Origin of the sequence: Rhodococcus sp. IEGM 1354 (assembly GCF_030056855.1) — a bacterium.
In the GTDB taxonomy this organism is placed as follows: domain Bacteria; phylum Actinomycetota; class Actinomycetes; order Mycobacteriales; family Mycobacteriaceae; genus Rhodococcoides.
Genome location: NZ_JASHKT010000004.1, coordinates 436,442 through 458,378, shown reverse-complemented (window position 1 = coordinate 458,378; position 21,937 = coordinate 436,442). Strand labels below are relative to the sequence as shown.

Annotated in this window: 20 protein-coding genes; 15 read left to right on the top strand and 5 right to left on the bottom strand. The window is 65.4% G+C overall.

Annotated features, from left to right (window positions below; genetic code table 11):
• Positions 1-11: 11 nt before the first annotated feature.
• From QM588_RS11700 to QM588_RS11655, 10 genes are all read left to right on the top strand, one after another.
• Positions 12-770 (top strand): YebC/PmpR family DNA-binding transcriptional regulator, encoded by a 759-nt coding sequence (locus QM588_RS11700; protein ID WP_027496944.1) that lies wholly within the window; start codon positions 12-14, stop codon positions 768-770.
• Between the two features lie 106 nt (positions 771-876).
• Positions 877-1,494 carry a crossover junction endodeoxyribonuclease RuvC gene (gene ruvC / locus QM588_RS11695; RefSeq protein WP_032370470.1) on the top strand — a complete coding sequence of 206 codons (618 nt, stop codon included), beginning with the start codon at positions 877-879 and terminating at the stop codon, positions 1,492-1,494.
• Complete coding sequence (gene ruvA / locus QM588_RS11690) at positions 1,491-2,096, top strand: Holliday junction branch migration protein RuvA (RefSeq protein ID WP_032372502.1); 606 nt, start codon at positions 1,491-1,493, stop codon at positions 2,094-2,096. The genes ruvC and ruvA overlap by 4 nt, the downstream gene beginning before the upstream one ends.
• A gap of 54 nt (positions 2,097-2,150) precedes the next feature.
• Entirely contained in the window at positions 2,151-3,179 is a 1,029-nt protein-coding gene (gene ruvB, locus QM588_RS11685) for a Holliday junction branch migration DNA helicase RuvB (RefSeq protein WP_045841916.1), read from the top strand.
• Positions 3,180-3,317: 138 nt separating this feature from the next.
• Positions 3,318-3,743, top strand: coding sequence for a preprotein translocase subunit YajC (gene yajC, locus QM588_RS11680; protein WP_032382098.1), 426 nt, complete (start codon positions 3,318-3,320; stop codon positions 3,741-3,743).
• A gap of 160 nt (positions 3,744-3,903) precedes the next feature.
• Positions 3,904-5,673 (top strand): protein translocase subunit SecD, encoded by a 1,770-nt coding sequence (secD, locus tag QM588_RS11675; RefSeq protein ID WP_283313403.1) that lies wholly within the window; start codon positions 3,904-3,906, stop codon positions 5,671-5,673.
• Position 5,674: 1 nt separating this feature from the next.
• The gene (gene secF, locus QM588_RS11670; protein ID WP_032372500.1) at positions 5,675-6,856 is read left to right on the top strand and encodes a protein translocase subunit SecF; all 1,182 of its coding nucleotides are present in this window, start codon (positions 5,675-5,677) and stop codon (positions 6,854-6,856) included.
• A 20-nt stretch (positions 6,857-6,876) separates the two neighbouring features.
• Positions 6,877-8,580 carry an ABC transporter substrate-binding protein gene (locus tag QM588_RS11665; protein WP_283313399.1) on the top strand — a complete coding sequence of 568 codons (1,704 nt, stop codon included), beginning with the start codon at positions 6,877-6,879 and terminating at the stop codon, positions 8,578-8,580.
• Positions 8,577-9,134, top strand: a complete 558-nt coding sequence (locus tag QM588_RS11660) for an adenine phosphoribosyltransferase (protein ID WP_094621915.1) — start codon at positions 8,577-8,579, stop codon at positions 9,132-9,134. Before QM588_RS11665 ends, QM588_RS11660 begins: the two co-directional genes overlap by 4 nt.
• A 209-nt stretch (positions 9,135-9,343) precedes the next feature.
• On the top strand, positions 9,344-11,689 hold the full coding sequence (locus QM588_RS11655; RefSeq protein ID WP_283313573.1) for a RelA/SpoT family protein: 2,346 nt from the start codon (positions 9,344-9,346) through the stop codon (positions 11,687-11,689).
• A gap of 75 nt (positions 11,690-11,764) precedes the next feature.
• On the opposite strand, the gene QM588_RS11650 is transcribed toward QM588_RS11655, so the two are convergent.
• Together QM588_RS11650 and QM588_RS11645 are read right to left on the bottom strand one after the other, a co-directional pair.
• Positions 11,765-12,562, bottom strand: coding sequence for a peptidylprolyl isomerase (locus tag QM588_RS11650; protein ID WP_283313396.1), 798 nt, complete (start codon positions 12,560-12,562; stop codon positions 11,765-11,767).
• Positions 12,559-13,422 (bottom strand): peptidylprolyl isomerase, encoded by an 864-nt coding sequence (locus QM588_RS11645; RefSeq protein WP_027496954.1) that lies wholly within the window; start codon positions 13,420-13,422, stop codon positions 12,559-12,561. Before QM588_RS11645 ends, QM588_RS11650 begins: the two co-directional genes overlap by 4 nt.
• Before the next feature lie 191 nt (positions 13,423-13,613).
• On the opposite strand from QM588_RS11645, the gene QM588_RS11640 reads away from it, so the two are divergent.
• The 3 genes from QM588_RS11640 to QM588_RS11630 are packed head-to-tail and all read left to right on the top strand — an operon-like array spanning position 13,614 to position 16,208.
• On the top strand, positions 13,614-14,306 hold the full coding sequence (locus QM588_RS11640; protein WP_283313394.1) for an MBL fold metallo-hydrolase: 693 nt from the start codon (positions 13,614-13,616) through the stop codon (positions 14,304-14,306).
• 2 nt (positions 14,307-14,308) lie between these two features.
• Positions 14,309-15,580 (top strand): histidine--tRNA ligase, encoded by a 1,272-nt coding sequence (hisS, locus tag QM588_RS11635; RefSeq protein WP_283313391.1) that lies wholly within the window; start codon positions 14,309-14,311, stop codon positions 15,578-15,580.
• On the top strand, positions 15,570-16,208 hold the full coding sequence (locus QM588_RS11630) for a hypothetical protein (RefSeq protein WP_283313389.1): 639 nt from the start codon (positions 15,570-15,572) through the stop codon (positions 16,206-16,208). Before hisS ends, QM588_RS11630 begins: the two co-directional genes overlap by 11 nt.
• Before the next feature lie 13 nt (positions 16,209-16,221).
• Here the strand turns inward: QM588_RS11630 and QM588_RS11625 are convergent, their stop codons facing one another.
• Entirely contained in the window at positions 16,222-16,692 is a 471-nt protein-coding gene (locus tag QM588_RS11625) for a DUF3237 domain-containing protein (RefSeq protein ID WP_283313388.1), read from the bottom strand.
• Positions 16,693-16,820: 128 nt separating this feature from the next.
• On the opposite strand from QM588_RS11625, the gene QM588_RS11620 reads away from it, so the two are divergent.
• Positions 16,821-17,849, top strand: a complete 1,029-nt coding sequence (locus QM588_RS11620) for an Rv2578c family radical SAM protein (RefSeq protein ID WP_027496959.1) — start codon at positions 16,821-16,823, stop codon at positions 17,847-17,849.
• 11 nt (positions 17,850-17,860) lie between these two features.
• Here QM588_RS11620 and ypfJ read toward each other — a convergent pair whose 3' ends face one another.
• Entirely contained in the window at positions 17,861-18,778 is a 918-nt protein-coding gene (ypfJ, locus tag QM588_RS11615; RefSeq protein WP_032365115.1) for a KPN_02809 family neutral zinc metallopeptidase, read from the bottom strand.
• A gap of 169 nt (positions 18,779-18,947) precedes the next feature.
• On the opposite strand from ypfJ, the gene aspS reads away from it, so the two are divergent.
• Positions 18,948-20,735, top strand: a complete 1,788-nt coding sequence (aspS, locus tag QM588_RS11610) for an aspartate--tRNA ligase (protein ID WP_283313570.1) — start codon at positions 18,948-18,950, stop codon at positions 20,733-20,735.
• Positions 20,736-20,815: 80 nt separating this feature from the next.
• Here aspS and QM588_RS11605 read toward each other — a convergent pair whose 3' ends face one another.
• Positions 20,816-21,835: a hypothetical protein gene (locus QM588_RS11605; RefSeq protein ID WP_283313386.1), complete on the bottom strand. Its 1,020-nt coding sequence runs from the start codon at positions 21,833-21,835 to the stop codon at positions 20,816-20,818.
• Between the last annotated feature and the right edge of the window lie 102 nt (positions 21,836-21,937).

Below are 21,937 nucleotides of genomic sequence, written 5' to 3'. Positions count from 1 at the left end.
GGCTCTATCGCATGAGCGGCCACTCAAAATGGGCCACCACCAAGCACAAGAAGGCGGTGATCGACGCCCGACGCGGCAAGTCGTTTGCCAAGCTCATCAAGAACATCGAGGTGGCGGCCCGCACGGGTGGTGGTGACCCCACGGGCAACCCGACGCTCTACGACGCCATCCAGAAGGCGAAGAAGACGTCGGTTCCCAACGACAACATCGAACGTGCGCGCAAGCGCGGAGCCGGCGAAGAAGCGGGCGGAGCCGACTGGCAGACCATCATGTACGAGGGTTACGGCCCCAACGGTGTCGCCATCCTCATCGAGTGCCTCACCGACAACCGCAATCGTGCAGCAGGCGAAGTTCGAGTAGCAATGACTCGTAACGGCGGAAACATGGCCGATCCGGGTTCGGTGTCCTACCTGTTCTCACGCAAAGGCGTCGTGACGCTCGAGAAGAACGGACAGAGCGAGGACGACGTGTTGATGGCGGTTCTCGAGGCCGGTGCCGAGGAAGTGAACGACAACGGCGACACGTTCGAGATCGTCAGCGAGCCGACCGATCTGATCGCAGTGCGTACCGCACTGCAGGACGCGGGCATCGACTACGACTCCGCGGAGGCGAGCTTCCAGGCTTCGGTCAACGTCCCGGTGGACGCGGACGGAGCGCGCAAGGTCTTCAAGCTGATCGACGCCCTCGAAGACAGCGACGACGTGCAGAACGTCTGGTCCAACGTCGACCTGTCGGACGAGGTCATGGCCGAACTGGACGACGAGGACTGACCCGGTCCGTTTGCTCACGGTGATCGACCGGGTGTCGTAGCCCTGATCCGTCGGTGCGCTCCGCTACGCTATCGAACAACAGTTCGTAAGCGGAAGGTGTGGTGACGTGCGGGTGATGGGTGTCGACCCCGGTCTCACCAGGTGTGGGCTCAGTTTGATCGAGGGAGGCGTCGGTCGCACAGTCGTCGCTCTCGACGTGGATGTGGTCCGGACTCCCGCCGACATGGATCTCGCGCAGCGTCTGCTGCGGATATCCGAAGCAGCGGAATACTGGCTCGATACCCACAAGCCGTCGGTGGTGGCGATTGAGCGAGTCTTCGCTCAGCACAACGTACGGACGGCCATGGGCACCGCGCAGGCAGGCGGCGTCATCGCACTGGCTGCGGCCCGGCGTGGTATCGACGTCTGCTTCCACACTCCCAGTGAGGTGAAGGCAGCCGTCACCGGCAACGGTTCGGCCGACAAGGCACAGGTCACCGCCATGGTCATGCGCATTCTCGGGCTGCAGACCGCGCCGACTCCCGCTGATGCCGCAGATGCGTTGGCTCTGGGTATCTGTCACTGCTGGCGCGCCCCGATGATCGCCCGGATGGCCAAAGCCGAGGCGATGGCCGCCGAACAGAAGCGCAAGTACGACGCGCGTCTGGCCGAGGAACGCAAAGCTCGCGCCGCCGTGGCGCGCAAAATCGAGAAACTGGCCAAGAAGGAGGCGGGCGCACGGTGATCGCATCCATTCGCGGGTCGGTGATCGACATCGCTCTCGATCACGCAGTACTCGAGGCGGCCGGTGTCGGATATCGCGTCAATGCCACACCGGCGACGTTGGCGACGCTGCATCGGGGGAGCGAGTCCACTCTGCTCACCACCATGATCGTGCGCGAGGACTCGCAAACGCTGTACGGGTTTCCCGACAAGGAATCACGTGAGCTGTTCGAGCTGCTGCTCACGGTTTCCGGAGTCGGGCCACGAATTGCGATGGCCACGCTTGCGGTACACGAACCCGACTCCCTGCGAACAGCATTGGCGGACAGCGACATCGGGGCCCTCACCAGAGTTCCCGGTATCGGCAAGCGCGGGGCCGAGAGGATGGTGGTCGAGCTGCGCGACAAGGTCGACGCCGTTGTCGGCCGCGCCGGCAGTTCCGTGGTGCCCGGTTCCGGGGTCGGCAACTCGATGCGCGATCAGATCGTCGAAGCCCTGATCGGTCTCGGATTTCCGGCGAAGCAGGCCGAGGAGGCCACCGACGCGGTACTCGCACAGCAGCCCGAGGCCACGACGTCCACCGCACTGCGGGCCGCGTTGGCGTACCTCGGTAAGTCCAGGTAGGTCGGCGTGACCGAGGACGACGAATTCGGGGAATCCCAGGTCGGTGCGGAGGCCATGTCCGACGACCTCGACATCGAGACCAGTCTGCGTCCGAAGAACCTCACCGATTTCATCGGTCAGCCTCGGGTGCGTGAGCAACTGCAGCTGGTGCTCTCGGGGGCGAAGATGCGCGGCGGCACCCCCGATCACATCCTGATGTCGGGTCCGCCCGGCCTGGGAAAGACCAGCATGGCGATGATCATCGCCGCGGAACTCGGCACTTCACTGCGGTTGACCTCCGGGCCCGCCCTCGAGCGTGCGGGCGATCTGGCCGCGATGCTCAGCAACCTCGTCGAAGGGGACGTGCTGTTCATCGACGAGATTCATCGGATCGCCCGGCCGGCCGAGGAAATGTTGTATCTGGCCATGGAGGACTTCCGTGTCGACGTGATCGTCGGCAAGGGGCCGGGAGCGACATCCATTCCCTTGGAGGTCGCCCCGTTCACTCTCGTCGGTGCGACCACCCGGTCCGGCGCGCTCACCGGACCGCTGCGCGACCGCTTCGGGTTCGTGGCGCACATGGATTTCTACGAGCCGAGTGAACTCGAACGAATTCTGATGCGATCCGCCGGGATTCTGGGTGTCCCCATCGACCGTGACGGCTGCGCCGAGATCGCAGGACGCTCGCGTGGCACACCCCGAATCGCGAACCGACTGCTGCGCCGAGTTCGCGACTACGCGGACGTGCGCGGGGACGGCACCGTCACCCAGGACACCGCCAAGGCCGCGCTCGTGGTCTACGACGTGGACAAGCTCGGACTGGATCGCCTCGACCGTGCCGTCCTCAGCGCGCTGATCCGAAGTTTCGGCGGGGGACCGGTGGGAGTGTCCACTCTCGCTGTCGCCGTCGGCGAGGAGCCCTCGACGGTCGAGGAAGTGTGCGAGCCGTTCCTGGTGCGAGCCGGGATGATCGCCCGTACGCCGCGCGGTCGCGTCGCCACTGCGGCCGCCTGGCACCACCTCGGTCTCACCCCGCCACCGGATCTCGCAGTCGGGGGAATTTCGGTGCGATCGGCCGAGGTCCAGCAGGGATTATTCGAGTGAAACGGCCGCAACACGAGACGAACGGACCGAGCGGGCCACAGGTGATGGCACACTGGGTAGCTGCGAGGCCCGCACCAGCGACGTTCTCGCACGAGACAATGACGATTATCGAACCGAACTTCGAGGACTGACCTTCCGATGGATTTGCTGTTTCCGCTGCTGATCGTGGCCCTTCTGGTACCGCTGTTTCTCAACGCGCGCCGACAGAAGAAGGTGCTGGCCAAGACCACGGAAATGCAGGACTCGCTGAAGGTCGGCGACGAGGTCGTCACCACCGCAGGCCTGTATGCACGAGTGGTCCTGGTCGAGGACGACACGATCGACCTCGAGATCGCCGACGGCGTCATCACGACGTGGTCACGCGCCGTCGTGCGTGAGGTTCTGCCCGACGACACCGAGTTCGACGACGGCGAGTCGGACGAGAACACGTTCGATTCGGTGCCCGGCACCGGCACCGCCGCGGTCGGCCCCACCGAGCCGGCAGCTCCGTCGCTGCACAAGGACGTCGGGAACCCCGCCGACGAAACCGTCGAGCAGACGACGAAGCGCCTCGAAAAAGAGTGACGTAGCGAACATCCGAACCGCTGTCGGAGACAGAATCCGGCAGCGGTTTCGTCTGCGGTGAGCGTCGTGGTGCACAATCGCACCGCCCGCCGCTGACACAACGAGGCACGAGCCAACAGGAACAGACACTTTTCCACCGCCCAGAGGAGAATCACACACCGTGGCACCTTCCAGCGGATCGGTGCATCCCGCCCGCTATCTCGCCGTCTTCGCGGTGCTGATGGCGGCGGTGTATGCCCTGGTCTTCTTCACCGGAGACAGAGACCCCTCGCCGAAGTTGGGAATCGACCTGCAGGGCGGCACGCGAGTGACGCTGACTGCACGCACGCCCGACGGGAATGCGCCGTCGCAGGACAGCCTCAAGCAGGCGCAGCAGATCATCGAGACCCGTGTCAACGGTCTCGGCGTGTCCGGTTCCGAGGTGGTCATCGACGGCGACAATCTGGTCATCACGGTGCCCGGTGACGACAGCTCTCAGGCGAGAACTCTGGGGCAGACCGCTCGACTGTTCATTCGTCCGGTGGTGGGGTCGGTTGCACCATCCGCGGGCCAGGCGACGCCGGGTTCTCCGCAGACTCCGACGGACCCGGCTGCGCCGGCAGATCCGGCGACAGCCGTCGATCCTGCTGCTCCAGCTGCTCCGCAGAGTCGGGTGTTTCCGGCGCAGGATCCGACGACGGTAGACCCGACCCCCGCTCCGACAACCGGTGCTCCGGCCTCGGACGCACCCGCGACGGACGCCCCGACCTCGAGTGATCCCGCCGAAAACGCGTCGCTGTCCGACGCCGATCGCGCAGCCCAGGAGATCGCCGACGCGAAGGCGCTTCGTCAGAGCGAGGATCAGCAGATACAGCAGCTCGCCATGCAGTCGCTCGATTGCAACGCCGCGGACCCGCTCGCCGGCAACGACGATCCTGCACTCCCGCTCGTGGCCTGCTCCACCGACGGAACAGCTGTCTACCTTCTCGGTCCCACGATCATCGACGGTCAGCAGATCGCCGACGCGACGTCCGGATTCGACAACCAGCAGGCTCAGTTCCAGGTGAGCCTGACGTTCGATTCCGAGGGGTCGAACACCTGGGCGCAGTTCACGGCTGCGAACCTGCAGAAGCAGGCCGCATTCGTACTGGACTCGAAAGTGATCAGCGCGCCGGTCATTCAGGGTGCCACTCCCGCCGGTAGTGCCACGTCGATCACCGGCAACTTCAACGCGCAGAGCGCTTCCGAACTGGCCAACACGCTCAAGTACGGTTCGCTGCCGCTGTCGTTCGTGTCCTCCGAGGCCGAAACAGTCTCGGCCACACTGGGATTGGCGTCACTCGAAGCAGGCCTGATCGCCGGTGCCATCGGCTTGGCCCTCGTGCTGGTCTACTGCCTGCTGTACTACCGAGCCCTCGGCCTGCTCACGGCTCTGTCGTTGGCGCTGGCCGGGCTCGTCGTCTACGGCATCCTGATCCTGCTCGGCAGGTGGATCAGCTTCACCCTCGACCTCGCCGGCATCGCCGGCCTGATCATCGGTATCGGCATGACCGCGGACTCTTTCGTGGTGTTCTTCGAACGCATCAAGGACGAGATTCGCGAGGGCCGCAGCTTCCGATCAGCAGTGCCCCGCGGTTGGGCCCGCGCACGCAAGACCATCCTGTCCGGCAACGCGGTCAGCTTCATCGCCGCTGCCGTTCTGTACGTACTGGCAGTCGGTCAGGTGCGCGGCTTCGCGTTCACCCTGGGACTGACGACCATCCTCGACGTCATCGTCGTGGTGCTGGTGACGTGGCCGCTGGTGAATCTGGCGTCGAAGTCGAAATTCTGGTCCAAGCCGTCCGTCAACGGTCTCGGCGCGGTTCAGCAGATAGCGCTCGAACGAAAGCGCGCCGCCAACAAGGCAGTCGCCGTCAAGACCGGCGCCGCGTCGCCGTCGAAGGAGGCATGACATGTCCGATACGGCCACCTCGACCCCATCGCCTCTCGACGATTCGAGCGTCGACCAGTCCACGCAGCCCAGGCACAGTTGGTTCTCTCGTCTCTACACCGGCACCGGTGCATTCGAGATCGTCGGACGCCGCAGGTTCTACTACGTGCTGACCGGCGTCATCGTGCTGATCTGCCTGCTCAGCTTCCTCGTGCGTGGGTTCACGCTCGGTATCGACTTCGAGGGCGGCACCCGCATCGCATTGCCCGCCGCGGACAACATCTCCACCGAGCAGGTCGAAACCGTCTACAACGACTCGCTGGGCATGCCCCCGGTGTCGGTCCAGACGGTCGGCTCGGGTGCCGCGGCCACGGTGCAGATCCGTTCCGAGGCGCTCGATCCAGCCGAAGTCGACACTCTTCGACAGGCGCTGTTCCAGTCCTTCCAGCCGCAGGACAACTCGGGCACCGCAACGCCCAATGCCATCAGCGTCTCCGACGTGAGTGAGACATGGGGGAGTCAGATCACCCAGAAGGCTCTGATAGCCCTCGCGGTGTTCCTGGTGATCGTCAGCATCTACATCGCCATCCGATACGAACGAGACATGGCGCTGGCGGCCCTGGCCGCATTGGGCTTCGACCTCGTCGTCACCGCGGGCGTCTATTCACTCGTCGGCTTCGAGGTGACCCCGGCCACGGTGATCGGTCTGCTGACCATTCTGGGCTTCTCGCTGTACGACTCCGTCGTGGTGTTCGACAAGGTGGAGGAGAACACCCGAGGCATCTTGAACCTGCACCGCAAGACGTACGCGGAGCAGGCCAACCTCGCCGTGAATCAGACTCTGATGCGATCGATCAACACGACCGTGATCGGTGTTCTGCCGGTCATCGCATTGATGATCGTCGCGGTCTGGCTGCTGGGCGTGGGAACGCTCAAGGATCTCGCTCTCGTGCAGCTCGTCGGCATGATCGTCGGTGCCTACTCGTCCATCTTCTTCGCCACGCCGCTGTTGGTGACCCTGAAGGAGAAGTGGGGCCCGGTCGCGGTCCACACTCGCAAGGTCCACTCCAAGCGTGCCGACGCGGCGGCGCGCGCCGCCGGTCTCGCACCCGAACCGGTGGCCGTCGGCGTGGATGTCAGCAAGGCGTCGGCACCGCAGCCCGGCAATCGCCCCACTGGGAAGCGGAACAAGAAGCGCCGATAGCGAGATCGTAGAGATGGAGAGTGCACGTGGAACGTAGGTGGAGCGCGGCACTGCTGGCAGCGGGTCTGGCCGCAGCGTCGCTCACCGCATGTTCGGCCTCGGAGGACAAGGTGCCTTCCATCGGGTATTCGTTCGACAACGTGGTGAACAACTACAACGCCAGGACCGTCGACGGGGCCGCGTCGGGAGCGCGTCAGGCGTTCACACGAGTCCAGGTCGGGTTCAGCTATCTGGGACCGGACGGTGATGCGCTGTCGGACAACGACATCGGTACCGTCGCCGTGGTGCCTGGGGACGTTCTGACGCTGCAGTACACGATCGCGCCTGCGGCGAAATACTCCGACGGCGCACCGATGGCGTGCGATGACCTGGTGCTGGCGTGGGCCGCCAACAGCGGCCGGTTCGCCACCGACCGTCCCCTGTTCGACGCGGCGTCGACGGCGGGATACTCCGACATCGCGAGCATCGACTGCGTCCCCGGGTCCAAGGACGCCACCGTCGTCTTCGCCCCGGGCCGCAGCTACCAGAACTGGCGAGCTCTCTTCGGTGCCACCGATCTGTTGCCCGCACACGTGGCTGCGCGCGCGGCCGGGGTACCGAACGTCGTCGATCCCATAGTGGCCGGCGATGACGGTGTCGTCTCTCGGATCGCCGATTTCTGGAACACCGGGTGGACGTTGACGCCCGGTTCTGTCGACACGTCTCTTTTGCCGTCGGCCGGTCCGTACCGCGTCGACTCGTACACCCCCGAGGACGGGTTGGTTCTGGTCGCGAACGACGCCTGGTGGGGCATTCCGCCCGAGACGCAAAGAGTCGTCATCTGGCCCAAGGGCACCGACGTCCCGGCCAAGATTGCCGACGGATCTCTGGACGTGATCGACCAGGGTGCGGGCGCGATCGATCTGGGTTCGACCGAGGGGTTCGAGACCGTCACGGAACCGTCGCGAGGCGTCGAGCAGCTGACGTTCGCGACCCAGGGCGCGCTGGCGGAGGCGAGTGCTCGCCGGGCCGTGGCCGCATGCATCCCGCGAACGGACCTGTTCGACACACTCGGGCACCCTGGCTTCGAGGCACCGCCGGCCGGGCCCGGCTCCAGCGTCGTCGATTCTCGGCTGATGCAACCGGACACTCTGGTGTACCCCTCGGTGGCCGCGACGGTCGGCGACCGGTACCAGCGGTCGGACCTGGACCGCGCCGGCAAGGAACTGGCCGCGTCGGGTAACAGTGCGCTGATCGTGCGCGTCGGCTACCTGGCACCGGACGCGCGCCGCTCTCAGCTGGTCAGCCGAATGGCGACCGATTGTGCGGCGGCGGGGATAACCGTCGAGGACGCGAGCTCACCGGAGTTCACGCCGTCCGCGCTTCGTGCCGGAACAGTGGACGCCGTTCTCGGCGGCGCGGGGTCGCTGCCAGGGCCGACCGGCTCGGCGTCGTCCGTCGTCGCACGGTACTCGTTGCGAACCGGTATCGGCCTCAACGTGGGCGGGTACAGCAACGGGCGGATCGACTCGATCGTCGACCAGCTGGCGGTGACCGACGATCCCGAGCGCGTGCTGGCGTTGGCGACCGAGGGCGAGAACATTCTGTGGAACGACATGCCGTCGCTTCCGCTGTACAGCGAGCCGCGCACCACCGTCGTCAGCGACGGTATGCAGGACGTCGTGGCCAACCCCACGGCGGCCGGTGCCGGCTGGAACATGGATCGGTGGGTACTTCTGAAATGAGCGATGCGACAGTGACTCAGGACGGCGGGGTGCGCGGTGATGCCGTGTCGGCCGTGCATCGGCTGACGCGGTGGGTGGACGATTTTCCCGTGGACGGGGTGCGGTTCGGCGACCTGACCCCGGTGTTCGCGGAGGGGCCCGCGTTGCGCAGTGTCGTCACGGCACTGGCGGAGGGTTTCGAGAACGTCGATCTGGTGGCCGGCATCGATGCCCGAGGGTTTCTGCTGGGAGCGGGCGTGGGACTCGAGCTCGGTTGCGGGGTGCTCGCTGTACGCAAGGCGGGCAAACTGCCGCCGCCCGTGCACTCGCGAACCTACGATCTCGAGTACGGAACCGCAGAACTGCAGATTCCGACCTCCATCGAGCTGGCCGGTCGACGGGTGCTCGTGGTCGACGATGTCCTTGCCACCGGCGGTACCGTCGATGCGACAGCTCGGTTGTTGGCCGAGCAGGGCGCGGTGGTGGTCGGGGCGACCGTGGTGCTGGAAATCGAGGCGCTCGACGGCCGCGGCAAGTGCAGTGACTACCCGCTCGCCTGCCTGGTTCGAGTCTGAGGACTAAAGTCGACTGATACAGCGTCGACCGGATCTGTCCTGGCGTCGGCGCGAATGTGTGGCAGGAGGTGATGAGAGTGACCCGTTACATCGATCAGCCCTTGCCAGAGCGGCCCGCAGTCGCCGATCGGCCGGGAACCGGTGCCGATTCCAATGCGGCCGGCGACCCGAGCGCGGTCGTCGATACTGCAGTGGTCAACGATCCGGTGATGGACGGACCGGGCGTCCGTGAGCCGGTGTCGAGTGATTCGGCGCAGGCCGATGACCAGGCACCGTCGGGTGCACGCAATTCGGCACCCGTGCCCACCTCGGCCTCCCGTCGAGTTCGGGCGCGGCTCGCACGTCGCATCACGGCCGGTCGTAGCGCGGCGGTCAAGCCCGTCCTCGAACCCCTGGTCAGTCTCCATCGCGAGCTGTATCCCAAGGCCGATCTGACCCTGCTGCAGCGGGCCTACGACGTCGCGGACGAGCTGCATTCCACACAGATGCGCAAGTCCGGCGATCCGTACATCACCCATCCCCTTGCCGTGGCGAACATCCTCGCCGAACTGGGCATGGACACCACAACGCTGGTCGCGGCGTTGCTGCACGACACGGTGGAGGACACCGGGTACTCCCTGGCCAAGTTGACCGAGGAGTTCGGTGACGAGGTGTCCCATCTGGTCGACGGGGTCACCAAGCTGGACAAGGTCGTACTCGGGACGGCTGCCGAAGGCGAGACCATCCGCAAGATGATCATCGCGATGGCGCGGGACCCGCGAGTGTTGGTCATCAAGGTCGCCGATCGACTGCACAACATGCGCACGATGCGATTCCTGCCCCCGGAGAAGCAGGCGCGCAAGGCCAAGGAAACACTGGAAGTCATTGCGCCGCTTGCTCATCGGCTGGGTATGGCCACCGTCAAATGGGAGCTCGAAGACCTGTCGTTCGCCATTCTCCATCCGAAGAAGTACGACGAGATCGTGCGGTTGGTCGCCGACCGTGCACCGTCCCGCGACACGTACCTCGAGAAGGTACGGGCCGAGATCAACGCCACACTGGCGGCGTCGAGAATCAGCGCCGTCGTCGAGGGACGTCCCAAGCACTACTGGTCGATCTACCAGAAGATGATCGTCAAGGGCCGCGACTTCGACGACATCCACGACCTCGTGGGAGTGCGCATTCTGTGCGACGAGATTCGCGACTGCTACGCCGCGGTGGGCGTCGTGCACTCGCTGTGGCAGCCGATGGCGGGCCGCTTCAAGGACTACATCGCGCAGCCACGGTACGGCGTTTACCAGTCGCTGCACACGACGGTGATCGGGCCCGAGGGCAAGCCACTCGAAGTGCAGATTCGCACCAGGGACATGCACCGCACCGCGGAGTTCGGTATCGCTGCTCACTGGCGGTACAAGGAGACCAAGGGCAAGCACTCGCAGGACAACGCCGAGGTCGACGACATGGCGTGGATGCGCCAGTTGCTCGACTGGCAGCGTGAAGCGGCCGACCCGGGCGAGTTCCTCGAATCGCTGCGCTACGACCTGGCGGTCAAGGAAATCTTCGTCTTCACCCCGAAGGGCGATGTAGTCACGCTTCCCGCCGGATCGTGTCCGGTCGACTTCGCCTATGCGGTGCACACCGAAGTGGGTCACCGCTGTATCGGAGCCCGGGTCAACGGTCGCCTCGTGGCACTCGAACGAACCCTCGACAACGGCGAGGTGGTCGAGGTCTTCACGTCGAAGGCCGTCACGGCCGGGCCGAGTCGAGATTGGCAGGGCTTCGTCGCGTCACCGCGTGCGAAGACCAAGATCCGTCAGTGGTTCGCCAAGGAACGTCGCGAAGAGGCCCTCGAAGCAGGTAAGGACGCCATCGCGAAAGAGGTCCGTCGCGGCGGACTTCCGTTGCAGCGCTTGATGAATGCCGAGTCCATGTCGGCCATCTCCCACGAACTGCGGTACGTGGACGTGTCGGCGTTGTACACCGCGGTCGGTGAGAACCACGTTTCTGCTCGCCACGTCGTGCAGAGGCTGGTCGCTCACCTCGGTGGTGTCGGTGACGTCGAGGAAGAGCTCGCGGAGCGCTCTACGCCGTCGACCATTCCGACCAGACCGCGTCAGGTCGGAGACGCCGGGGTGCTGGTCACCGGTGCCGAGGGTGTTGTGGCAAAACTCGCCAAGTGCTGCACCCCCGTACCCGGGGACGAGATACTCGGGTTCGTCACCCGCGGCGGGTCCGTCAGTGTCCACCGCACCGACTGCACCAATGCGCGGTCACTCGAGGAGCAGTCCGAGCGCTTCATCGAGGTCCAATGGGCACCATCGGCCTCCTCGGTGTTCCTCGTGGCCATTCAGATCGAGGCCCTGGACCGGCATCGGTTGCTCTCGGACGTCACAAAGGCTCTGGCCGACGAGAAGGTCAACATCCTCTCGGCATCCGTCGCGACGTCGGGCGATCGGGTGGCGATCAGCAAGTTCACGTTCGAGATGGGTGACCCCAAGCATCTGGGGCACGTGCTGAACGTCGTGCGCAACGTGGAGGGCGTGTACGACGTGTACCGGCTCACCTCGGCGGCCTGACCGAATTCCGACCCGATACGACAACAGGGTGAGCAGAAATTTCTGCTCACCCTGTCGTCGTCGTCGTGCGGTAGGTCAGGTTGCCGAGGTGATGACCACCGGATTCGCAGGCGCTCCGTCCTCTGCACCGCCGCTGACTCCACCGGCCGCAATGGCGTCCAGGGTCTGCAGGCCGGCATCGGAGATGGTGCCGAACACCGTGTACTGCGGCGGCAGCACCGAGTCGGCGTACACCAGGAAGAACTGGCTGCCGTTCGTGTCGGGCCCCGCATTGGCCATCGCCAGGGTGCCACGGGGGTAGACGACCGGGTTCTGGGCCTGCGCGGGATCGTCGGCGAACGCCGTTGTGGGGTATTCGTTGGCGAAGCTGTATCCGGGCCCGCCACGACCCGATCCCGACGGGTCGCCGCACTGCAACACTTCGAGGCCGGGGGACGTGGTCAACCGATGACACGGTGCGCCGTCGAAGTAGCCCTGTTGAGCCAGGCTGACCACACTGTTGACGGTGCACGGGGCCTCGGTACGGTCGAGCGTCATCCCGATCTCGCCCTGAGTCGTCGACAGCGTCACGTCGACTGTCCCGAAGACGTCGATGTTCTCGGTCGGAGGCGGAGCAACCTCCTTGGCCGCGGGAGACTCTGCGGGGTACGCGCACGAGACCGTGTCGGTGTTCGGCTGCGGAACGGGCGGCAGCGCACCGAACCGCGACAGATCCAGAGCCGGCCGCGGGGTGGTCGTCGTGGCCGACGTCGAGGCAGCTGTCGTCGAACCGGCCGGGGCGGGCGTGGCGGCGGTCTCGGTCGATCCGGAGCAGCCGGCGAGAAGGAGGGCTGCAGCGGAGGCGGCGATCACCAGAGCTGGTGCGCTTTTCACAGGTCGCTCTGCATCGAGGTGATGTCCACCGGCTCGGCCGGTGCGCCGTCGGAGGCACCGCCCTGCGCCCCCTTGGCCGCGATGGCATCCAGTGTGGCGAGACCGGTTTCGTCGATCGTGCCGAAGGCCGTGTATGCGGGCGGGAGTTGAGAATCGCCGTAGACGAGGAAGAACTGGCTGCCGTTGGTTCCCGGGCCGGCGTTGGCCATCGCCAGGGTTCCGCGGGGATACAGGACGGGAGTCTGCGCGGCAGGATCACCCTCGGCGTACGTGTCGGTGGGGAACTCGTCGGCGAACTGGTAGCCCGGTCCGCCACTTCCGGATCCGGTGGGATCACCGCACTGCAGCACCTGCAGGCCGGCACCCGTCGTCAGGCGGTGGCAGGTGGTGCCGTCGAAGTAGCCCTGGTTGGCGAGCGAGACGAAGCTGTTGACCGTGCACGGTGATTCGGGGTTGTTCAGTGTCAGGCCGATGTTGCCGGCGGTGGTGGCCATGCTGTAGCTCAAGGGCTCGTCGCTGGTGGGGATGTTCTCGGTGCGGGGAGGGGTGTTGGGCTTGGCGGCCGGCTGCGCGGCGGCTGGGTAGGAACAGTTCACCGTTTCGGGAAGCGGTTCCGTACGGCCGGCGGCGATGATCGAATCGGCCGGTGCAGACGTGGTCGAGTCCTGCGCCGTGCTCGCGTCGTCGTCACCGCGGGTCACCACGAAGACGACGGAGACAACGGCCACGACCGCAACCACACCGAGGATGGAGCCGGCGATCGTCAACTGCTTCCGACGTCGTGCTCGCTCTGCGCGCCGTACGAGTTGGCGTTCGAGCTTTCGCTTGGCAGCCTCGCGCCGTTGCTCGTTGCTGGGCAATTCGTGTCCTCCCGCTTGTCCTGGTTCGACCACGTCCGCTCGCTGAGCGGGCAGGTCGTGTGGTAGCCGGCCGACAATCGGCCAACGCGAGTTTGCCATCATTGCCTGAGAGCATGCTGGGGGGACCCGAAGAGAACCTCCCCACTAAGCTGGCTCGGTACTTCGGCCTCAGCCTCTTAGGAGCGATTGTCTTGCTCGTCACCGGATTCCCCGCAGGAATGTTTCAGACGAACTGCTACATCCTCGCTCAGGACGACGCCTCCGAGTGCGTCGTGGTCGATCCAGGCCAGGATGCCGCCGATCCGTTGGTCGACTTCCTGACGCGATCCTCGCTGACCCCGACGGCGGTGCTGCTGACCCACGGTCATCTGGACCATACGTGGTCCGTGGAGCCGGTCTGCTCGAAGTACGGAATACCCGCATACATTGCGCCCGAGGACCGATACATGTTGGCGGACCCGATCAAAGGGACCGGTCCGACGCTCGCTGCCGTGCTCGGCGACCTCGAGTTCCACGAGCCGGACGAGGTGATCGAGTTGGAGCACGAGCAACGTCTGAGCCTGGCGGGAATCGACTTCACTGTCGTGCACACTCCGGGGCACACGCAGGGCTCGGTGGTGTTCCTCGCCGAGGCGGACGGCCCCGACGGGAATGTTCCGTTGGCGCTGACCGGCGACACCCTGTTCGCCGGGTCGATCGGCCGGACAGATCTGCCCGGCGGCGACCACGACCAACTTCTACGGTCCATCGCGTCGCGGTTGCTGCCGCTGAGCGACGACACCGTCGTGCTCCCCGGACACGGCGGCCAGAGTTCCATCGGCCAGGAGCGCGGGTCCAATCCGTTCCTCGTTGGACTCGGCGACCCCGAGCAAGGAAAGCTGTGACCGTGAGCAAGCCGACCACCTTTTCCGCGCCCAAGGGCATTCCCGATTACTTCCCCCCGAATTCGGCCGAATTCGTCGCTGTCCGTGAGGGCCTTCTCGGTGCCGCGCGCGCAGCCGGGTACGGCCACATCGAACTCCCGATCTTCGAGGACACCGGGTTGTTCGCCCGGGGAGTCGGCGAATCGACCGACGTGGTCAGCAAGGAGATGTACACCTTCTCCGACCGCGGCGATCGGTCGGTGACTCTGCGTCCCGAGGGGACCGCAGGCGTCATGCGTGCGGTGATCGAGCACGGCTTGGACCGCGGGGCGCTGCCGGTCAAGTTGGCCTACGCCGGGCCGTTCTTCCGGTACGAGCGCCCGCAGGCCGGCCGCTACCGCCAACTGCAGCAGGTCGGAGTCGAGGCGATCGGGGTCGACGACCCGGCGTTGGACGCCGAGGTCATCGCCGTGGCCGATGCCGGGTTCCGCGCCCTCGGTCTCACCGGTTTCAGGCTCGAGATCACCTCGCTCGGCGACGACACCTGCCGCCCGCAGTATCGAGAGTTGCTGCAGCAGTTCCTTTTTGCGCTTCCGTTGGACGAGGACACGCGTCGACGCGCCGAGATCAATCCGCTGCGGGTTCTCGACGACAAGCGGCCGGAGGTGCGCGAGATGACCGCCGACGCGCCGTTGATGCTCGACCATCTCTCCGATTCGGCGAAGCAGCATTTCGACGAGGTGTTGGCCTACCTCGATGTGATGAACGTTCCGTACTTGGTCAACCCGCGCATGGTTCGTGGGCTCGACTACTACACGAAGACGACGTTCGAGTTCGTGCACGATGGCCTCGGGGCCCAATCGGGCATCGGCGGCGGCGGACGCTACGACGGCCTCATGGAGCAGTTGGGCGGGCAGGCACTGTCGGGTATCGGATTCGGGCTCGGTGTCGACCGCACCGTCCTCGCGTTGGCCGCCGAAGGAAAGACCGCAGGCACGACGTCGCGGTGTCAGGTGTTCGGCATCCCGATGGGTGCCGCGGCCAAACTCGCGATCGTCGACATCGCAGCGCAGTTGCGTGAACGTGGAATCGCGGTGGACATGGCGTACGGAAATCGCGGCATGAAGGGAGCGATGAAAGCGGCCGATCGTTCGGGAGCACGCTACGCACTCGTGCTGGGCGATCAAGAGCTGTCGGCCGAAACCATCGTGGTGAAAGACCTTTCGAACGGCGAGCAGGAGACGGTCACGTTGGCCGACGTGGTCGACGTCCTCGGAGTGCGCCTTGGCCGATGACCCTCGGCCCCCGGCGGGTCCGGTAGCCCTCGATCTGGTCTCGGCGGAGTTCCTCGCGCCGCGGTTACGCAAGATCGTGGTCGGTTCGCTGCTGCTCGGGGTCGTGCTGGGCGTCGTTCTGGCGCTCTTGGTCCCGGTGTGGGTGGCAGTCCTCGTCGGAGTGATCGTCGGTGGTCCGGCAGCGCTGTCGGGTTGGCTGGGGTTGCGCCGCCGGGTGTGGCTCGACGGGCCCCGGCTGTGCGCGCGGGGACTGCGCACCCGACGGCTGAACATGCCGGAGGTGGTGACGGCGGAGATGACCATCCGCACGGCCGGAATCGACCAGATCTCGCTGCGGCTCTACGACGGTCGTACTCGCATCGTCCTGCCACTGGCGCTCTACACCAGAGGCGGCGGCCGCGAACTGCCGATTCTTGCGTTGCGCACGCTCGCCGATTCGCTGTGGACCACCGAACTCGTTCCCGCGGCGGCCATCGCGTCGGTGCTGGTGGATCAGCTGCGGGCCGAGGCTCGCGACGCCGGGCTCGACGAACGGCCCCTCTACCGAGCGATCGAACTGGTTCGCAGCAAGGGGCGTACTCCGCATGCAACGTTGACCGACCGCGAGGTCGCGCAGCTGCTCGGATGAGAGCGTAAGGCTCTCAGGTCACCAGGAAGGCGTCGAGCACCACGGCCTCGGCCGATCGTGAGCCGGAGGTGACGACGAGGGCCCGGTTGAGGTACGTGAACTTCGGAACAGCGGTCGACACTCGCAACGTGCCACGGAAGTAGTAGGTCGCCGGGTCGACCTCTCGGTCGGGATCGTTCAGAGCGTCGATGACCTCGGCCGGTCCGAACTGGACTCCACGATAGTCGAGCGAAAGGTAACCGCCGGTTGCCAATTCGAGGACGAGATCGCTGCTGAACTCGGTGCACCCGTCGGGCCGGGTGACGCTGACGACGGTCGATCGAGCAGCAAGAGTGCCCTCGATGTCGGGGCCGGGTGCGGCCCCGCCGAGGACGGTGGTGACTATTCGGTCGCCTTCGGGCACCGAACCGATCTCGATGGCCGGTCCCAGGGTGAGGCCCAGGCGCAGAATGGGTTCCAGGGTCGGTGTGTTCGGGGCGGTCACGTGCGGTGCACTCCTAGGATCGACTTCGGGCCCTACGCTATCGCTTGTCGGCGGCCGGACCCGACCGGGGGATGTGGGGGAGCGATGCCGACCTTGACACGACATAGAACAAATGTTCGACTGTGTGCATGCGATGGGCCGGTCAGACTCTCGATGCCGCGGACGAGGGCGCGCTACCGGGGCTCGAACGGTCCGGGCTCGTCCGCAGCGTACAAACCCCGGAGTTCGAGGGCATCACCTTCCACGAGGTGCTGTGCAAGAGTGCCCTGAACGAGGTTCCGGGCGAATCGCAGGTGCCGTTCTCGTGGACCGTCAATCCGATGCGTGGATGCTCGCATGCGTGCCGGTACTGCTTCGCGAGGCCGACACACGAATACCTGGACCTCGATTCCGGCAACGATTTCGACTCGCAGATCGTCGTCAAGACGAACGTTGCGGCAGTCCTCCGCAAAGAGCTCGCACGTCGATCCTGGAAGCGGGAGCCGGTGGCGCTCGGGACCAACACCGATCCCTACCAGCGCGCCGAGGGGCGATATCGGTTGATGCCCGGCATCATTCGGGCGCTGACCGAGTCGGGTACGCCGTTCTCGATCCTGACCAAGGGAACGCTGTTGCGACGGGATCTGCCGCTGCTGACTCTGGCCGCCCAGAAGGTCGACGTACACGTGAGCATCAGTCTGGCGATCCACGATGCAGATCTGCAGAAGCAGCTCGAACCCGGAACACCCAGTCCGCGAGCACGATTGGACCTCATTCGCGCCGTGCGGGATGCGGGACTCGACTGCGGTGTGCTGGTGGCGCCGGTCATTCCGTTTCTCACCGACGGAGCCAGACAACTCGACGGGCTGATCGCTGCACTGGCCGAGGCCGGGGCGACGACCGTCACGGCGCTGCCGATGCATCTTCGATCGAGCACCAAGGACTGGTACATGAGCTGGCTGGTGAAGGAGCACCCGGCGTTGGTACGCAGATACCGCCAGCTCTACGGACACGGGGCGTACGTGACTCCGGAGTACAAGCAGTGGCTGAAGGCGAGAATCGATCCGCTGCTCGACACCTACGGTTTCGCCGCCGACCAGACCCGCGCGTTGCCCGCGAACGAGCCTGCCGAACCCCGCGGGTTGGTGGCCTCGGGGCCGGCACTCACGCTGTTCTGAGTAGTACTGGTTCAGGGATTGTCGAGGTCGCGAGCCGAGAACGTGTCGCAGGCCGCCACTTGTCCGGTCTCGTAACCGGTGGAGAACCACGCCTGGCGTTGTGCGGAGGAGCCGTGCGTCCAGCCTTCGGGGTTGACCCGGCCGGTGGACGCCTGCTGAATCCGGTCGTCGCCCACCGACGACGCTGCCGACAGTGCGTCGTCGATCTGGGCGGAGGTCAGCGGTTCCAGAAATGGGACGCCGCTCTTCGGGTCGACGGTCTCGGCCGCGTAGTGCGCCCAGATTCCGGCGTAGCAATCGGCTTGCAATTCCACCCGCACGCCACCGGACTCGGGACCCTGAGGGTCTTGCTGTGCGCGCCCGATGTCGCCCAGCTGGTTCTGGATGTGGTGGCCGATCTCGTGCGCGACGACGTACTCCTGTGCCAGTGGCCCACCGCTGGAGCCGAATTGATCGACGAGGACCTGAAAGAAGCTCGTATCGAAATACGCCGTGGAATCGGCCGGGCAGTAGAACGGCCCGACGGCACTGGTGGCGTTACCGCAGCCGGTGTTCGTTGCTCCCGAGAACAGATTCACGCCGGGCTGAACGTAGGCGACGCCGGTCTGGGCTTGGAGCTGAGATTCCCAGACGGTGTCCAGACTTCCTACGGTGAAGTCGATACGGCAATCGACATTGCTGTTCGCGTCTGCGACGTCACAGTCGAGAGTTCCCGACGTCCCGGAGCCGTTCTGACCCGCAGAGCTGTCGCCACCGCTGATCTGGTTCAGGATTGCTCCCGGGTCGCCGCCGAAAAGCAGCGCGAGGACGATGATGACCAGTCCACCGGCACCACCGCCGATCGCCAACTTGCCGCGTCCGCCGCCTCCGCCGCCACCGCCGACGGAGACTCGGCCCGGTGTCGTTTGCGAGCCTTCTCTGAACGTCATGTTGGAGTTCCCCTCCGCCGAGCCCGCATCTGCGGTGCGAACCGATGCCGCCACTGTCGGCCTTAGCTTCGCATGCCGGGACGGCATCTCGTTTCCTTCTATGGTGATGTGCTCCGTAGGATCGGTGAGCGAAGAACACGATCAGCGGATTTTTCTCGAAAGGACACCCGTGCTGCGCACCCATCTCGCCGGCTCATTACGCCCCGAGCACGTCGACCGAACTGTGACGTTGACGGGATGGGTGGCCCGTCGACGCGACCACGGTGGCGTCATCTTCATTGATCTGCGTGACGCCTCCGGTGTGTCTCAGGTCGTCTTCCGCGAGGGAGCAGCACTCGAGCAGGCCCACCGACTGCGTGCCGAGTACGTGGTGAAGGTGACCGGCAAGGTCGAGGGTCGTCCCGAAGGCAACGCGAACTACGAGATCCCCACCGGTGCTATCGAGGTCGAGGCATCGGAGATCGAGGTCCTGTCCGAGGCCGCACCGTTGCCGTTTCAGCTCGACGATCAGCCCGGTGAGGAGGCGCGGCTCAAGTACCGCTATCTCGACCTTCGGCGTGAGGGCCCCGGCCATGCGATTCGGCTGCGTTCGCACGTCAACGCTGCCGCCCGATCGGTTCTGGCGCACCACGAGTTCGTCGAGGTCGAGACCCCGACGCTGACGCGTTCCACCCCCGAAGGCGCACGGGACTTCCTCGTTCCCGCTCGTCTGCAGCCGGGTAGCTTCTACGCACTGCCGCAGAGCCCGCAGCTGTTCAAGCAGCTGCTGATGGTCGGCGGTATCGAGCGGTACTACCAGATCGCTCGCTGCTATCGAGACGAAGACTTCCGTGCCGATCGTCAGCCCGAGTTCACCCAGCTCGATGTCGAGATGAGCTTCGTCACCCAGGACGACGTCATCCTGTTGGCCGAAGAGATTCTTGCGTCGCTGTGGAAGCTCGTCGGGCACCACTTCACGGCCCCCATCCCGCGGATCACGTACGCCGAGGCCATGCGCCGGTACGGCTCCGACAAGCCCGATCTTCGATTCGACATCGAACTGGTCGAGTGCACGGACTTCTTCTCCGACACCACGTTCCGAGTCTTTCAGGCTCCGTACGTCGGTGCGGTCGTCATGCCCGGCGGTGCGTCGCAGCCCCGTAAGCAGCTCGACCGTTGGCAGGAATTCGCCAAGCAGCGTGGCCACAAGGGCCTGGCCTACGTGCTGGTCGGTGAGGACGGCACCCTCGGCGGTCCGGTCGCGAAGAATCTGACCGACGCCGAACGTGACGGCCTCGCTGCGCACGTCGGTGCGAACAACGGCGACGCGATCTTCTTCTCCGCCGGTCCGGTCAAGGCCTCCCGCGGACTGCTCGGCGCCGTGCGCGGCGAGATCGCCCGCAAGCTCGACCTGATCGACCCCAAGGCGTGGGCGTTCGTATGGGTCGTCGACGCGCCGCTGTTCGAGCCCACCTCCGACGCCACCGCCAGTGGTGACGTCGCGGTCGGATCCGGTGCGTGGACTGCCGTGCACCACGCGTTCACCTCGCCGAAGCCGGAGTCGATGGACACGTTCGACACCGATCCCGGATCTGCTCTCGCCTACGCCTACGACATCGTCTGCAACGGCAACGAGATCGGCGGCGGCAGTATTCGTATCCACCGCAAGGACATTCAGGAACGAGTGTTCGCGATCATGGGGATCGGCAAGGAAGAAGCCCAGGAGAAGTTCGGCTTCCTTCTCGATGCGTTCAGCTACGGCGCGCCGCCGCACGGCGGAATCGCATTCGGTTGGGATCGCATCACCGCGCTGCTCGCCGGAGTCGATTCCATCCGTGAGGTCATCGCATTCCCCAAGTCCGGTGGCGGCATCGACCCGTTGACCGACGCGCCCGCACCGATCACCGCGCAGCAGCGCAAGGAATCGGGCGTCGACTTCAAGCCGGAGAAGAAGGAAGAAGCGCCGACAGAGGCCTAGCCCCACTCGAGGTCCGCAAGAAGGAATGTCCCCGTAACGCAGTGCGTTACGGGGACATTCGCGTCTGTTGTGGTGCGAGATCAGCGCGCGGGAGTCAGGGGCCCGCCGGTGAGCACGCGGTAGGCGTAGTTGGTGGCGATCACCGAGACCGGGAGGGTGACGAGCAGACCGAGGCCGCACAGCAGAATGCCGACGAAGTTGATGGCGGCGAGGGCCAGCAACAGCAGCAGGACCGGGCCGAAGTTCTTCACCGTCAGGTCGATACTCGACTTGATCGACTCGATCGCCGACTGGTTGCGATCGATCAGGAAGGTCAGTGCGAAGTTCGCGAGGAAACCGATCACGATCAGCAGGACAGTGCCCAGGAAAGGAACGAAGCTCAGCACGACGCTGGCCACCGTCCAGATCAAAGCCAGTACCGCAATCTGCGGAACGTTCGTGAGTTGGAAGAACCTGCCGAACGTCGGCTTCTGTGGCCCACCCGTTTCGTCCAACGCTCCCCGTACGTATGCCGCATTCACGAAGTAGGACACGAATGTCGCGATCGTGGTCACCACCAGGAATACGCCCGACGTCGCCGTGACGGCCGTACTTTCACCTCGGTCGGCGGCAGCGACCGCGGCCGTCAGGGTCGACGTGAACGTGACGATGAACACGGCGACGCTGACCGCCCACACGATGGCCGTGATACCGAGCCACGGTCCGACGTTGGCCTTGAACTTGTCGAAGCCGTAGCTCAGTGCAGCACCGACGTCGAGTCGACCGGGGTTGGGTCCGAGAGGTGTCTGTCCGTAGTTCCCGTAGTTTCCGTAGTTTCCCGGCGGCGGTGGGTAATTGCCGGGAGGGGGTGGGTAGCCGCCCTGAGGCGGATAGCCGCCCTGAGGTGTGTAGTTTCCGGGCGGCGGTGGGTAATTGCCGGGAGGGGGAGGATAGCCACCCTGAGGCGGGTAGTTGCCGGGCGGGGGAGGGTAACTGCCCTGAGGCGGGTGGTTGCCGGGTGGTGGGTACCCGTTTCCCGGTGTCTGCGGCGTGTTCGGGTCCGGCTGGTCCGGGTTGGGTCCGCGACCGTATTGCGGTCCGTCGGGCGGGTTTTCACTCACGATTCACCCTTCATGTCTGGCGTGGTACGTCGACGATTCGTCCGCATTTTCGAAGCTGAGCGAACCGTAGACCGCTGAGTTGTGTCAAGGCGTTCGACACGT